The 13,660-nt window shown below is 66.7% G+C and carries 14 protein-coding genes; 8 read left to right on the plus strand and 6 right to left on the minus strand.

What is annotated here, in order from left to right; translation table 11 throughout:
• Positions 1 to 102: 102 nt before the first annotated feature.
• Complete coding sequence (locus tag ACYVLV_RS03350) at positions 103 to 1,950, plus strand: SpoIVB peptidase S55 domain-containing protein (RefSeq protein WP_460807685.1); 1,848 nt, start codon at positions 103 to 105, stop codon at positions 1,948 to 1,950.
• Positions 1,951 to 2,027: 77 nt separating this feature from the next.
• Here ACYVLV_RS03350 and ACYVLV_RS03355 read toward each other — a convergent pair whose 3' ends face one another.
• Positions 2,028 to 3,029, minus strand: coding sequence for an NADP-dependent oxidoreductase (locus ACYVLV_RS03355; RefSeq protein ID WP_460807687.1), 1,002 nt, complete (start codon positions 3,027 to 3,029; stop codon positions 2,028 to 2,030).
• Between the two features lie 64 nt (positions 3,030 to 3,093).
• On the opposite strand from ACYVLV_RS03355, the gene ACYVLV_RS03360 reads away from it, so the two are divergent.
• Together ACYVLV_RS03360 and ACYVLV_RS03365 are read left to right on the plus strand one after the other, a co-directional pair.
• Positions 3,094 to 3,600, plus strand: a complete 507-nt coding sequence (locus ACYVLV_RS03360) for an SRPBCC family protein (protein WP_460807688.1) — start codon at positions 3,094 to 3,096, stop codon at positions 3,598 to 3,600.
• Positions 3,597 to 4,478: an oxidoreductase gene (locus ACYVLV_RS03365; protein WP_460807690.1), complete on the plus strand. Its 882-nt coding sequence runs from the start codon at positions 3,597 to 3,599 to the stop codon at positions 4,476 to 4,478. Before ACYVLV_RS03360 ends, ACYVLV_RS03365 begins: the two co-directional genes overlap by 4 nt.
• A gap of 27 nt (positions 4,479 to 4,505) precedes the next feature.
• On the opposite strand, the gene ACYVLV_RS03370 is transcribed toward ACYVLV_RS03365, so the two are convergent.
• The gene (locus ACYVLV_RS03370; RefSeq protein ID WP_460807691.1) at positions 4,506 to 5,213 is read right to left on the minus strand and encodes a peptidylprolyl isomerase; all 708 of its coding nucleotides are present in this window, start codon (positions 5,211 to 5,213) and stop codon (positions 4,506 to 4,508) included.
• A gap of 103 nt (positions 5,214 to 5,316) precedes the next feature.
• Positions 5,317 to 5,532 (minus strand): hypothetical protein, encoded by a 216-nt coding sequence (locus ACYVLV_RS03375; protein WP_460807693.1) that lies wholly within the window; start codon positions 5,530 to 5,532, stop codon positions 5,317 to 5,319.
• A 41-nt stretch (positions 5,533 to 5,573) separates the two neighbouring features.
• On the opposite strand from ACYVLV_RS03375, the gene ACYVLV_RS03380 reads away from it, so the two are divergent.
• Genes ACYVLV_RS03380 through ACYVLV_RS03390 form a run of 3 tightly spaced genes read left to right on the plus strand, consistent with a single transcriptional unit; the run spans position 5,574 to position 7,348 of the window.
• Positions 5,574 to 6,233, plus strand: a complete 660-nt coding sequence (locus ACYVLV_RS03380) for a nitroreductase family protein (RefSeq protein WP_460807694.1) — start codon at positions 5,574 to 5,576, stop codon at positions 6,231 to 6,233.
• Positions 6,234 to 6,284: 51 nt separating this feature from the next.
• Positions 6,285 to 6,557 (plus strand): DUF7218 family protein, encoded by a 273-nt coding sequence (locus ACYVLV_RS03385; RefSeq protein WP_460807695.1) that lies wholly within the window; start codon positions 6,285 to 6,287, stop codon positions 6,555 to 6,557.
• 32 nt (positions 6,558 to 6,589) lie between these two features.
• Complete coding sequence (locus ACYVLV_RS03390) at positions 6,590 to 7,348, plus strand: sortase domain-containing protein (protein WP_460807696.1); 759 nt, start codon at positions 6,590 to 6,592, stop codon at positions 7,346 to 7,348.
• Positions 7,349 to 7,444: 96 nt separating this feature from the next.
• Here the strand turns inward: ACYVLV_RS03390 and ACYVLV_RS03395 are convergent, their stop codons facing one another.
• Together ACYVLV_RS03395 and ACYVLV_RS03400 are read right to left on the minus strand one after the other, a co-directional pair.
• Complete coding sequence (locus tag ACYVLV_RS03395) at positions 7,445 to 7,732, minus strand: Fe-S cluster assembly protein HesB (RefSeq protein WP_460807698.1); 288 nt, start codon at positions 7,730 to 7,732, stop codon at positions 7,445 to 7,447.
• A 108-nt stretch (positions 7,733 to 7,840) separates the two neighbouring features.
• Positions 7,841 to 8,425 carry a peroxidase-related enzyme gene (locus tag ACYVLV_RS03400; protein ID WP_460807699.1) on the minus strand — a complete coding sequence of 195 codons (585 nt, stop codon included), beginning with the start codon at positions 8,423 to 8,425 and terminating at the stop codon, positions 7,841 to 7,843.
• A 163-nt stretch (positions 8,426 to 8,588) separates the two neighbouring features.
• On the opposite strand from ACYVLV_RS03400, the gene ACYVLV_RS03405 reads away from it, so the two are divergent.
• Positions 8,589 to 9,890: an HNH endonuclease gene (locus tag ACYVLV_RS03405; RefSeq protein WP_460807701.1), complete on the plus strand. Its 1,302-nt coding sequence runs from the start codon at positions 8,589 to 8,591 to the stop codon at positions 9,888 to 9,890.
• A gap of 383 nt (positions 9,891 to 10,273) precedes the next feature.
• Positions 10,274 to 13,186, plus strand: a complete 2,913-nt coding sequence (locus tag ACYVLV_RS03410) for a helix-turn-helix transcriptional regulator (RefSeq protein ID WP_460807702.1) — start codon at positions 10,274 to 10,276, stop codon at positions 13,184 to 13,186.
• On the opposite strand, the gene ACYVLV_RS03415 is transcribed toward ACYVLV_RS03410, so the two are convergent.
• Complete coding sequence (locus tag ACYVLV_RS03415; protein ID WP_460807703.1) at positions 13,187 to 13,555, minus strand: VOC family protein; 369 nt, start codon at positions 13,553 to 13,555, stop codon at positions 13,187 to 13,189. It abuts the gene before it with no gap.
• Positions 13,556 to 13,660 lie beyond the last annotated feature (105 nt).

Below are 13,660 nucleotides of genomic sequence, written 5' to 3' on the forward strand. Positions count from 1 at the left end.
TTTCGAATACTCGGCGTCGACGACCGGTGATTCCTCCCCTCGTCGCGACGGGGACAGGGTCCTCGCTGTGAGGTCCCGCCTCGTGAAAGGGAATCACCCCAGATGTCGTCCTATCGAGCCTCTCGAATCTCTCATCTCCATCCGGGTCGTCCTCACCTGCGCCGTCCGGCGCTGCTGGGCCTCACCGCTGCACTGGGTCTGAGCGCCGCCCTTGCGGCCCTGAGCCCGGGTCAGTACGCCGTGGCTGCCGACCCGGCCGCCGATTGCGCGGTCGCCTACCCGATCTCCGAACTGAGCGAGGGTGACGCCGTGAACGGGCTCACCGTCACCCGGGGCACCACGCCCAGCGCCTTCACCGGTGAGGTGATCGGGGTCCTCGAGAACGGCATCGCCCCGGGGCTCGACATGGTCCTGATGAATCTGGAGTCTCCCGAGATCAATCGGGTCGGCGGGATCTGGCAGGGCATGTCCGGCTCCCCGGTCTACGCCGCCGACGGTCGCCTGATCGGCGCGATGGCCTACGGACTGGTCTACGGGTCGACCTCGGTCGCGGGCATCACCCCCTTCGAAGACATGGACGAATACCTCCCCGGGGCACGCCCCGCCGGTCGCGCCGACCTGGACCCGGCCATGGCCCGGAAGGTGGCCCGTCACAGCGATGTGACGGCTCGCCAGGCCAGCGAGGGCCTGCGCCAGCTCCCCATGCCGCTGGGCGTAGCCGGAGTGGGGGCCAACCGAGTGAAATCCACGGCGGACCGCCCGTACCTGAATCGCGACGCCTACGCGTTGGGCCGCAGCACGTCCGCAGCAGCCGGTCCAGACACGATCGTGGCTGGCGGCAACATCGGCGCCTCAATGTCATACGGCGACATCACCCTCGCGGCGGTCGGCACCGCCACGTCGGTGTGCGGGGGCCGTGTGGTCGGGTTCGGCCACCCGATGATCTTCAGCGGCGAGACGTCCCTTGGGTTGCACCCCGCCTCGGCCCTGCTCATCCAGGAGAACCCGCTCGGGGTTCCCTTCAAGGTGGCCAACATCAGCGACCCCGCCGGCACCATCACCGATGACCGGCTCACGGGGATCAGCGGCTTCTTCGGGCCGGTTCCATCCAGCACATCGGTGACCTCGACGGTGACCAAGGGCGCCAAGAGCCGGACCGGGACAACCGAGGTCGTATTCGCGGACGCCTCCGCCGAGGCGACTTTCTATCAACTGCTCGCCAACCACGACCGGGTCATCGACGGCCATGGGCCAGGTTCGGAGGTGCAGTCCACGACGATCAGCGGCACCGATGAGAAGGGCGCGCCCTACTCGATCATCCTCGCCAACCGATACACGTCCAAGACCGGGACCGTCATCAACTCCAGCTACCCCGTGGCCGATCTGGTCTACTCGTTGACCTCGCTGGCCGGGGTCTCTGTGGACTCCGTGACGGCCACAGCCACGGCAACATCGGACGCCTCGGAGTACCAGATCGTGCAGATCCAGCAGCGTCGCGCCGGCGCGTGGACGAAGCTCAACGGGCGCAACCCGGGAACCATCAAGGCAGGGAAGAAGCTGAAGCTCCGCTACGTACTGCGGAGCTCGGCCGGCACCCGCACCGTGCAGGACACCTACCGGATCCCCAAGCAGGCAGCGGGCTCACGCATCAAGGTGCGCGTGAACGGCGGCAACCAGGGTGACGACTTCTTCTTCTACGAAGAGTTCGGCGGCCGCACCAACACCGTGGCCCGGATCAAGAAGAGCACCGAGGGCGCAACCCGCAACGACGAGATCTCCGCCTCGCTGTTCACCGCCGGTCAGGGCGGAGGCTCCGAGAACTTCGGCTTCGAGTTCTTCCGGGGTAAGGCGGGCAAGCCGTTCGAGGGGATCGACCGCGAACGCACCAAGGGCCCCCTGGACCGCGTGGTCAGCGGACGCCTGCAGAGCCGGATCAAGGTCACCGGCTGAGTCGCCAGCAACTTAAACTCGTGAATCCCATGCACCTGGTGCATGGGATTCACGAGTTAGTGGGGTGTGTGGCGGGCTCAGTCCAGGCGGACGATCATCTTCCCGGTGTTGCCACCGGTGAAGAGCGCCCCGAAGGCGTCGACCATCCGGTCGAGACCCTCGTAGGCCGTCTCGCGGAAGACGAGGTCGCCGGAGGCCACCAGGGGTCCGAAGGTCTGGTAGAACTCGCTGGTCGCCTCGGGGAAGTCGGAGACGATGAAGCCCTGGATCTTCAGGCGCTTGGAGATGATCATCATCATGTTCCGCGGGCCAGGCTGGGGCGCCTCGGCGTTGTAGCCGGCGATGGCTCCGCAGGCCGCGATGCGGCCGTAGTCGGCCATGTGGAAGATCGCACCCTCGAGGTGATCACCACCGACGTTGTCGAAGTAGACGTCCACAGGGCCGTGCTCGGCGAGCTGCTTGGCGACCGAACCGTCGTGGTAGTTGAACGCGGCGTCGAAGCCGAGCTCGTCGACCAGCCACTTGACCTTCTCATCCGAGCCGGCCGAACCGATGACCTTGCCGGCTCCGAGGTGGCGCGCGACCTGGCCGGCGACCGAACCCACGGCACCGGCGGCGCCGCTGATGAAGACGGTCTCGCCCTTCTTCAGCTCACCCACGCGGGACAGGCCGGCGTACGCCGTCAGACCGGGCATGCCCAGGACGCCGAGGTACGCCGAATCGGGGGCCACCTCGGTGTCGACCGGGCGGACCTGGCTGCTGGGAAGCAGGGCGTGGGTGCGCCACCCGGCCATGTGCAGCACCGAGGTGCCGACGGGGACGTCGGGGTCACCGGAGGCCTCGACCACACCGACCGCGCCGCCCTCCAGGGCGGCGTCGAGGGCGAAGGGCGGGACGTAGGACTTGACGTCGTTCATGCGTCCGCGCATGTAGGGGTCGACGGACAGGACGGTGTTGCGGATCAGCACCTGACCGGCGGCGGGGTCTTCGAGAGTCGTCGTCTTCGTCTCGAAGTTCTCGGGCACAGGCGTTCCGGCCGGCCGGCTGATCAGGTGGATCTCACGCGCTTCGGTAGTCATGTCCTCGATCCTGTCAGGCGGTTCCTCATACACAGCACCGGGAGGGTGCGCCAAGATGACCCTCATGTCTGACACCTTGATCCCCTGCCGCGCCGTCACGACCGCTGAGGTCCACCGCGCTCCCGTCCGTTTCGTGAACTCCGTCGACCTGCCGGTGACCCCCGAGCAGCTCTTCGAGGTGCTCGCCGACGCCGAGTCCTGGCCCCAGTGGGTCCCCGCGATCAAGAAGGTCACCTGGACCAGCCCCGAACCCATCGGGGTCGGGACGACGCGCACCGTCGACATGGTCGGGGGGATCGTGGGCGACGAGGAGTTCATGGACTGGGACCCGCCCCGGACGATGGGGTTCTACTTCACCCACACCACGGCGCCCGGCATGGAGGCCTTCGGCGAGTACTACGACGTAACCCCCACGGCGACGGGATGCCACCTGACGTGGACTTTGGCGATGTGGCCGTCGGGCCGGCAGAAGTACGTCATGCCCGTCATGCAGCCCGTCCTCAACCTGGGTTTCAAGGTCATCCTGCGCAAACTCCGCGGCTACTGCAAGAAGCAGTACGCCGCGGCATGAGCAAGCCACACTGGACCGAGCAGGACGTGCCTGACCAGACGGGGCGTCGCTTCGTGATCACCGGAGCCAACTCGGGGGTCGGGCTGGAGACGGCCCGGGTGCTGCTCTCCCGGGGTGCGGAGGTCGTGCTCGCCGTCCGGAACGCGGAGAAGGGGGAGCGGGCCGCCGCTGGTCTCTCGGGTACGCCGGAGGTCCGGGTGCTCGACGTGGCCGATCTGACGTCGGTGCGGCGTTTCGCGCACGCCATCGGTCCCGTGGACGTCCTGATCAACAACGCCGGGATCTTGGGTGTGCCGTTCGGCACGAGCCCCGACGGGGTGGAACTCCAGTTCGCCACGAACCACCTGGGTCACTTCGCCTTGACGAACCTGATGCTGCCGCAGATCAGTGATCGGGTGGTCGCGATCGGTTCGAGGGCCCACCACTCCGGGGTCCTGGACGTGGACGACCTGGACTGGACGCGGCGTACCTATCGACCCTTTGCGGCCTACGCCCAGTCCAAGTTGGCCAACCTGCTCTTCGTGGCCGAGTTGTCGCGCCGCCTGACTCGGGCCGGGTCCACGCAGCGGGTCGTAGCCGCTCACCCGGGGTCGACCGCGACCGCCATCACGCACAACACCGGCAGCGTCTGGAAGACGCTGGTGGGGAAGTACGGCCACCGGTTGGTGGGCATGTCCGCCGCCCAGGGTGCGCTCCCGTCGCTCTACGCAGCGACGATGGATCTGCCGGGCAACTCGTTCATCGGCCCGGACGGGACCGCCGAGATGCGTGGGTGGCCGGTGTCGGTGGGTCGTTCGCACGCCGCCAGCGACCCTGACCTGGGCAAGGCGCTGTGGGCGGCTTCGGAGGACCTGAGCGGAGTCACCTTTCCGCTGTGACTCCGCCCAGGCCCGCAACGATGAGGGTCAGTTGACGGTCACCGAGGAGATGTCGACCGCGGTGTTCGGGGTGCCGTCGCCGGGACCGTTCTGCTCGTTGGAGCCGTCGGCAGCGACGCCGCGGAGGACCTCGAGGCCGGCGTCGTCGATCGTGCCGAAGACGGTGTAGGCCGGGGGCAGCTGCGAGTCCTCGTAGACCATGAAGAACTGGGAGCCGTTGGTGTTCGGGCCGGCGTTGGCCATGGCCAGGGTCCCGGCCGGGTAGGTCTCGTCACCGCTGAGCTCATCGTCGAAGGAGTAGCCCGGGCCACCGGCGCCGGTGGCGGAGGGGTCTCCGCACTGCAGTACCGAGAGGCCGCCGCCACCGGTCAGGCGGTGGCAGGTGGTGTCGTCGAAGTAGGACTGAGTCGCCAGTGAGGTGAACGAGTTCACCGTGCACGGGGCAGCGGCGGCGTCCAGGGTCAACCCGAGGTCACCCTCACTGGTCTCCATCGAGATGGAGACGTCACCGGTGTCGGCCGGGTCACTGGGCGGGAGGTCGGCGTCCTTGGCGGGGGCGGAATCCTCGACGTACTCGCAGGCACCGGTGGTGGGCTCGGTGGAGTCGGTCGACTCAGTCGACTCAGTGGATTCGGAGGGACTGTCGGTGGCCACGGGGTCGGCATCGCTGCTGCAGGCCACGAGGCCCAGGGCGAGTACGGACAGAGCCATCAGGTGGGGAAGTCGCTTCAACATGCGGCGATCGTAGGGGAGTGGCCCCAGATATCCATCAACAGGGATTGGGAATCAGACGCCGGGGGGCAGGGCGATGAGGTGGCCCGGCTCCCCGACGACGGGTTCAGCCGAGAACGCCCTTCACGTCGACCGGACCCTTGTTCGACTCGATGGCCAGAACGAGGGCGGCGACGTCGCTGTCGTCGACGGTGACGCCGACCTCAGTGAGTCCCTCGCGCAGTTCCTTCTCGATCGTGCCCTCAGGAGCGCTCTCCTGGTAGGACTCGACCCGGTCGACGACGGCCTGGATTGCGGTGATCTTCTCGTTGTCATGTGTCATGCCGGATCGGTACCCCTCGCCTGGAGGTCTACGCTCCTGCGATGAGCGATTCCGATCACATGCGCGTGCCGGCGCCGCGGTTGGCCCTGCATGGCGAGGATCCGCTGACCCGGGTCACCGAGTTCGTGGACGACCTGGTGCGGCGGCGTACGGTCAGGGACTTCGCCGCGACGCCCGTGCCGGCTGGGGTGATCGAGCAGGCGATCCGGGCCGCGGCCAGCGCACCGAGCGGAGCCAACGTCCAACCCTGGCGGTTCGTCGTGGTGACCGATCCAGCGGTGCGGGAGCGGCTCCGCGAGGCGGCTGAGGCCGAGGAGCGCGAGTTTTATCAGCGTCGGGCGTCGGGGGAGTGGCTCGACGCGTTGGCCCACCTCGGCACGGAAGCCACGAAGCCCTTCCTGACGGAGGCTCCGGCGCTGATCGTGGTTTTCGAGGTGCACCAGGGTGAAGGCGAACCCCGTCCGTACTACGTCAAGGAGTCGGTGGGAATCGCCGTGGGATTCCTGTTGGCGGCCCTGCACCTGGCGGGGCTCTCGACCCTGACCCACACTCCCAGCCCGATGAAGTTCCTGACTGAGGTGCTGGACCGTCCGTCCAACGAGCGGGCGTTCCTGGTCGTCCCGGTGGGCTATCCCGCACCGGGCGCCACGGTGCCGGACATCGAGCGCAAGCCGCTTGCCGAGGTGCTGATCGAACGTTAGAACCCTGCGTCGATCGGGTATCGACCAATACCGACGATCTCAGGAGGAGACATGGCCAAGAAGGACGAGCCCGGCCCCAGCGTCAAGGACGACGAGCTCTACGAAAAGCTGCGTGATGAGGGGAACAGCAAGGAGAAGTCCGCCCGGATCTCGAACGCGGCCGCGAACTCTTCTCGCTCAGAGGTGGGTGCGCGGGGAGGTTCCTCCCCGGCGTACGAGGAATGGACGGTGGAGGAGTTGCACGACCGCGCCGCCGAACTCGACATCGAGGGGCGGTCCTCGATGAACAAGAACGACCTCATCGAGGCGCTGCGCGAGCACTGATACGGCGACCACCACAGGACTACTCTCGACGCATGCCGTCGACCCTGCCGCTGCGCCGTCGCCGGCTGTTGCGCAGGTGGTCCCTCGTCGGGACCGTGGTGGTCCTGGCTTGGGGAGCCGCGGCCTGTGGGGGTGACAGCGCCGACCCGGTGTCCACGCCAGCGCAACAGGCGGATCCCGGTGCCGTAGCACCCGAGGCTCCAGCGGGGGCACCGGAACCTGTCGTGGAGACAGTGTCACCGGCTGTCCCGGAGCCGTTGTGGGAACCCAGCGACGGTCGACCGCGCGACGCGCTGATGAGCATTCCCGGGTTGGACATCGAGAACCTCGAGGTGCGGACCTACGTAGGTAAGACGGACGACGCCGCGGGCCACGCCATCCAGAACACGGGTGTCGTCGCGAGCCCGACCGGGAACGACGGAGGCGTGGGGCCCGGGGGAGTGGGGAACTATCAGGTCACCGGGCACCGGACATCGTCGACCCGGATCTTCGAGTTCTTGCCGAACCTGACGAAGGGCGACCTGATTCGGGTGCGCTCGGGGAAGACGATCTACGTCTATCGGGTCCAGACGACGCGGATCACGTCCTTCCGGTCCGAGCAGTCTCTGCGCGAGCAGCGGGCCGCGGTTCCGGGGCGTCCCGGCGTGCGAGCCACGCGAGCGAAGATCACCCTTTCCACCTGTCGCACCCAGGAGGACCACGCCGAGGGCAACTACTGGTCCGACGAGTTCGACAACCCCGAGCACCGGATCGACAAGATCGGCGTCCTGATCAGGACGATGGCCGCCTGAGCTGAGAAGCGGCCCGAGAAACAACCCGACCCACGAACGAGGGGACACCTACAGGAGTCGCCTCGGCCGTGGGCCGGGTCGGGTGATGCGGCTGGGTCAGCCCTGGAGAGCGAGGGCGAACTCAACGCCACCCTGCTCGTCGACGGCAGCGTCGAGGATCTTGTCGTCGAGCATCTGCGCCGATGCTTCGTCGAGGTACAGCGTCGCGCCGGCCTGCTCAACCACCTGGTCGGTGGGCTCGGGCTGCTCGGCGGCCTGGATCGAGAGGTCGGTTTCACCCGCAGTGGTGATGCGGAGACCGGCAACATCGGGTTGACCGGGCTGTGCGGGCTGGCTGGTGATCTGCTGAACGATCGTGCTGGCATTCTCGGTGAGGGTAAGCATTGCTCGCCTTTCCGGTTGCGTGCAGGAAGCCTCCACCGTCTCTAACTAGGTGGTGGATTTCAAACCGAGGTCGTGCCGGGCGTGTTGGGGCGGCCGGGGGAGCGGCGGTCAGCGCCGGCCCATCGCGTAGAACTCGTCATTCGGTTTCAGCGCTGTCAGGTGCGCGATGCGGTTGGAGAGCCCGAACAGGGCGGTGATCGATCCGATGTCCCAGATCTCGTCGTCGGTCAGGCCCGCGGCACGAGCCACGTCGAGGTCGGCCTCGGTGAGCGTGGCCGACTCGGTGGCGACCAGGAGGGCAAGGTCGACGATGGCGCGCAGTCGCTCAGTCAGTTCGACCGAGTAGGGGTTGGTGGCCACCTGGTCGGCGATGTGGGAGTCCTTCATCCGGATCCGCAGGATCGCTCCGTGGGCGACCACGCAGTAGGTGCAGTTGTTCGCCCCCGAGGTCGCGACGACGATGAGTTCCCGTTCGGCCTTGCTCAGTCCGTCGTCGCTGTCCATCAACGCGTCGTGGTAGTCGAGGAAGGCGCGAAGCTCCCGCGGTCGACGGGCCAGCGCCCGGAACACATTGGGGACGAAGCCGGACTTCTCGGCGATGGGGGAGAGACGCTCTCTGAGATCTTCGGGGAAGTCCTCGAGTTCGACGTGTCCGAATCTGCTGACGCTGGTGTCGCGTGGGGTGGTGACCATCGCCTCATCCTTCCACTTCGATCAGCAAGCGCGGGGATCTTGACGACCCCACGAAAACTTATCCACAGATTGTCGGTTGCTCTTGTTTTCGATTGCTTGTTCTACGATAATCAGGGGTATGACTTTGGCTCTCGGAATCCTTAAGACGTGGCACCGTCACGCGATGGAGTCCGCGTTGCCCGAGGGTCGCGACGGGGTCACCGACGCCGAACGCGTCGCGATGCTAGAGACCCTGGAGGACCTGAAGAACACCATCTGCGCCCTCCAGGGCGACCTCGCAGTCGACCTCGATGCCTCCCAACGAACCCAGCAGGCCGCGGCCGGGGAACCCGCACGGCGGCACGGACGGGGGGTGGGCCACCAGGTCGCCCTTGCGCGACGGGAGTCCCCGCACCGGGGGCAGGTGTTCCTCTCGGTCGCCAAGACCCTGCGGGCCGAGATGCCCCACACCGCGGATGCGTTACACACCGGCAGACTCTCGGAGTACGCCGCAATGCTGATGGTCCGCGAAACCGCGTGCCTCACCGTCGAGGACCGCCGGTGGGTCGATGAGGTGATGTGCGCTGACGAGACCGTGCTGGAGGGGGTCGGGACCCGCCGGCTGGTCGGGATGCTCCGCGCCCACGCAGCCCGGTTGGACCCGGCCGCGGTCGTTCGCCGCAACCGGAGAGCCGAGACCGAACGCACCGTGTCCTTACGGCCTGCCCCGGACACGATGTCCTACCTCACCGGGGCACTCCCCGCCACCCAGGGAATCGCCTGCTGGGCCGCGCTCCAGTACGCAGTCGCTGCCGCGAAAGCAGCCGGCGACGAACGGTCCAAGGGCCAGATCATGGCCGACACGATGGTTGCCCGCCTGACCGGTCAGGAACACGCTGAAGAGGCACCGATCACCGTCAACATCGTGATGTCCGATACCAGTCTCTTCGGCGGTGGACACGAACCCGCCGACGTCCCCGGCTACGGACCCGTCCCCGCCGAGATCGCCCGCCACCTCATCGCGAACTCCCTCGATTCTGAGGCCATCACGTTCATCCGGGGCCTTTACGCCGATCCCCACGGCCGACTGGTCGCGATGACCACCAAACAACGCCTCCACACCGAAACCATCGCCGAGTTCCTACGTCTACGCGATCAGGGGATCTGTCGCACCCCCTGGTGCGACGCCCCCATCGCCCAGTCCGACCACATCCACCCCGCAAACAACGGCGGCGAGACCTCCGCAGAGAACGGCCAAGGTCTCTGCGAGGCCTGCAACCACGCCAAACAGGCCCCCGGCTGGACCCAGACCACCAACCCACACAGCCACCGACATCGAGTCACCACGATCACCCCCACCGGCCACCGCTACCGATCAACCGCACCCAGAGCACCAACACCCGCCCGGGGACACCCACCACACACCCCCGCCGAACAGTTAGTCGTCGACATCATCCACGACATTGAACTGGTGCTTGGGGCCTAGCGACCTCAACGTCGTGACATCCATCGAGGTGCCTCGACCCCGGCACCGGTCAGGTTGTCGCAGCGGACGAGTTGCACGTCGATCCGGCTGAGTGGGCATCGGGTCGGCGTGCTGATCAGATGCGCCGCGCCCACACTCGGGCCAGGGTCCGGCTTGGCAACGGCCGGGCCGGAGGCTGCCAGAACAGCGACGAAGACTGCCCCGAGGGTGGAGAGAAAGATGCGTTGAACTTGCTGTGAAGTGTTCACGGTCGTGCCTTTCGGAAGTGAAGAACGAGAGGTCTTCACCGTGGCCCGAGGACCACCACAGCCACATCCAACGGACCCCCTCAGGTTCGGCCTTGACCCCCTCAGACCGCCTGAGGAACGTGGCACACTGAGGCGATGGACGTCCGTCCGCACCCCGGCGACTCCGCGTTCGTCGGACGTGCCGACGAGTTCGCGGCAGTGAGTAGGGTGCTCGACCGGGCCGCTGGGGGCACCGCCGCGGCCCTGGTGATTTCGGGCGACGCCGGTGTCGGCAAGAGCGCCCTGATGGACAGGGCCTGCTCGCACGCGGATCCGTCCGCCTTGGTCCTGGCTGGCGCCTGCCTGCCGCTGTCCGCAATGACGGTCCCCTTCCTGGCGCTCAGATCCGCCCTGCGGTCAGTGCATTCGGTGCTCGAACCGCCGGCCTGGTTGGGAGAACTGGGGGAGACCCCATCGGCGGTCCCGGTCGCCTTCGACGACTGGCTCACCGGTTTGAGCCGTCAACGGCTGGTCATCCTGACCATCGATGATCTGCACTGGGCTGACCAGAGCTCCCTGGACGTACTCATGTATGTGTTGGCTGGCCCCGCCGACCGGCAATTGGCCGTGCTCGCCACGGTGCGAAGCAGCGAGGTGAGCGAGAGACATCCGCTGCAACGCTGGCTCGCGGACGTGCGGCGGCTACCGCGATTCGGGAGTCTCGATCTCGGTGCTTTGGACGGGATCGCAGCCGCGGAACAGATGAGCGGGCTGATGGGGACCGCTCCTCACCAGTCGCTGGTCGACGACGTCTTCGGCCGAACCCGGGGCAACGCCTACCTCACACGTCTACTCGTCAAAGGGCTTGCACCTCATGCCCGCAAGCTGCCTGACGATCTGCCAGAGGATCTGACCTCAGCGGTACTCGCGACGTACTGGACCCTCCCGGACCAGGCGCGGCTCCTGACGCGCATCCTGGCAGCCGGCGGTCAACCGCTGACATCAGGTGAGCTGACCGATGTGACAGGACTGGCCCACCTCGCCGAGACCGCCGAAGCCTCCCTGCTCGAGGCCGCCGAGACGGCCGTTCTTGACGTGGCCCGCAACGGGACCTTCTGGTTCCACCATCCGCTGTTCGCTGAGGTCCTCGAGGCGAACCTCACTGACGATGAACGCATCCGATGGCACACCGCCTTCGCAGTGGGCGCCGAGCGCCAGCTGTCCAACGGTTCGGCACTGACGCCAGAGTTGATGATTGCCGCCACCGACCACCACCACCGAGCAGGGCGGCCCGCCGAGGCCTATCACTGGGCGCTGCGAGCAGCAGAGTGCTCTACCGGTACGGCTGAGGAGCTCCGGCTGCTCCAAAGGGCGGTCGAACTGTGGCCCAGGGTCCCGGAGGCGCAGGAGACCGAGCGCGAGCTGCTGCAACGGATGCGGACGGCCGCCGCCAAGGCGGGGTCCTATCGCGAGGACCTGCGGGCTGTCGACCGACTTCTCGACGTTGTTGACCCCGGCAAGGAGCCGTTGCTGCTGGCTGAATTGATGCTCAGGCGGGCAGATCTACAGTTTCTCACCGGTCGCGACTTCACCTCGGAGAACGACATCCGTTCAGCCGTGAGACTTTCGGCCGACGCCGATCCGGACAGCTGGCAGCACGCGTGCGCGCTGTCGCAACTTGCGGAGATGGCGGCATGGAGCGGCGACCCGGACGCTGAGATGTTGTCCGACCAGGCGCTGTGCGTGGCTCGGGCGAGTGGTAGCTCGATGGCTTTGTCGCGTGCGTTGACGGCCAAGGCGTCGGCCGTCTGCGTGAGCGGTAAGACGGGGGAGAGCCTTCATTTCGCGCAGGAAGCCGTGTCGGCCGCCATCGAGGCTCAGGACTTCTACGCCTTCATTCTGGGCACTTTCGAGGAGCTCAACGGATTGCCTTCGTGTTCCGTGCGAGAAGAAGCGAGCCACGTGCGAAGTCGGCGCGAGCAACTGGTCAGCATGGGGGCTCCACGCGCTTACAGCTCGGCGCTGTCAGCCATTGAGGCGGCCGCTTGGCTGACGGTCGGGGACTGGCGTGCCTGTCAACAGCGACTCAGAGACGTGCTGGGATCGGATCCGGGTCCGTTTGCCGACGTGCATGCGCGGCTAGCGGCAGCACAGTTGGCGGCTTGGCAAGGGAGGACCGCCGAGGCCGAGGGGCACCTGGCTCGAGCCGACGAACTGTTCGCCGAGGGGTCCATGTACTTGCCTTTCACCTTCGATATGACTCGCGCGACCGTCGCCCTGGCTGCGGGTGATGGGGAGAGGGCTCTCAATGCCGCCCTAGCGGGTGCTTCCTCCTCTGGTGTTCCACCCGATAGATGCGAGTGGTTGATGCCATTGGCGGCGCAAGCGCTGGCCACCCTGATCGAAAGCGAGCGTGATGCTGGAGGTGACGCGAGGGACTTGATCGTTCGGCTAAACATGCTGCGGGCACGCTTCCCCTTGGTCATCTTGGACACCGGGTTGAACGCCAGCTCGGAGGGTGCACCTCGCATCATCGCTTTGAACGATTTGTACACAGCGGAGGTGGGTCGAGCGTTGGGGGACTCGGACAATGGCAACCAATGGCTGAGCACCACAGACTCCTGCCACGTTGCGGAGTTGGTATGGGAGGAGGCGTACGCCTGCTGGCGTGCCGCTGAAGCACTGCTGGCGCACGAACGTCATCGCCGGGTGGAGGCTGCGTCTGTGCTTCGAAGGGGACTCGAACTGGCGACCGACCTGGGTGCCGAGCCGATGCGCACAGAGCTCGAGGCCCTGGCGGCCATCGCGCGGATCGGGGTCGAACAGGTGTCCGAGGTCTCGGGGGAGTTGCGTGAACTACCCGGCCTGACGCGGCGTGAGCGCGAGATCCTGGGTCACATCGTGGTGGGCCGTACCTACCGTGAGATCGCCACCGCCCTGTTCATCAGCGAGAAGACGGTCAGTTCTCACGTGTCCAACCTCCTGCGCAAGACCGGAACCGACAACCGCATCGATCTCTCCCGGCTGGCGCGCAGCGTGGCGCAGGCCGACGGCCCCACGCACGGGTGATCAAACTTCCTGGACGGTCTGGGACAGGAGACAAAACTCGTTTCCCTCGGGGTCGGCGAGCACGACCCAGCTGACGTCCGAACCCTGACCCACGTCGGCCGGACGGGCACCCAAAGCAAGCAGACGCTCGAGTTCGGCGCCCGTGGGTGAGCCATCAGCGCGTAGGTCGAGGTGGAGACGGTTGTATCCGGCTTTCGGTCCAGGAACCTGGAGAACGTCGATTCCCGGTGAGGTGCCATCCGCCGCACCGATGCTGATGAGATCGTCGTCTTCCTCGATCACCTGCCAACCCAGAACCTCGCACCAGAAGTCGGCCACCCGTCGTGGCTGAACGGCCTTGATGGCGATGTTGGCGATGCGGCTCGTCATGAGGGGAGTGTTCCACGCAGGTTGCTGCGTCGGTGCGTGTGACAACGATGTGGTTCACCTCCAGGCCGCAACCTGACATAATGTCCCTTATCGGCGGTTCACCCA

This window comes from Nocardioides salsibiostraticola (genome assembly GCF_054783655.1).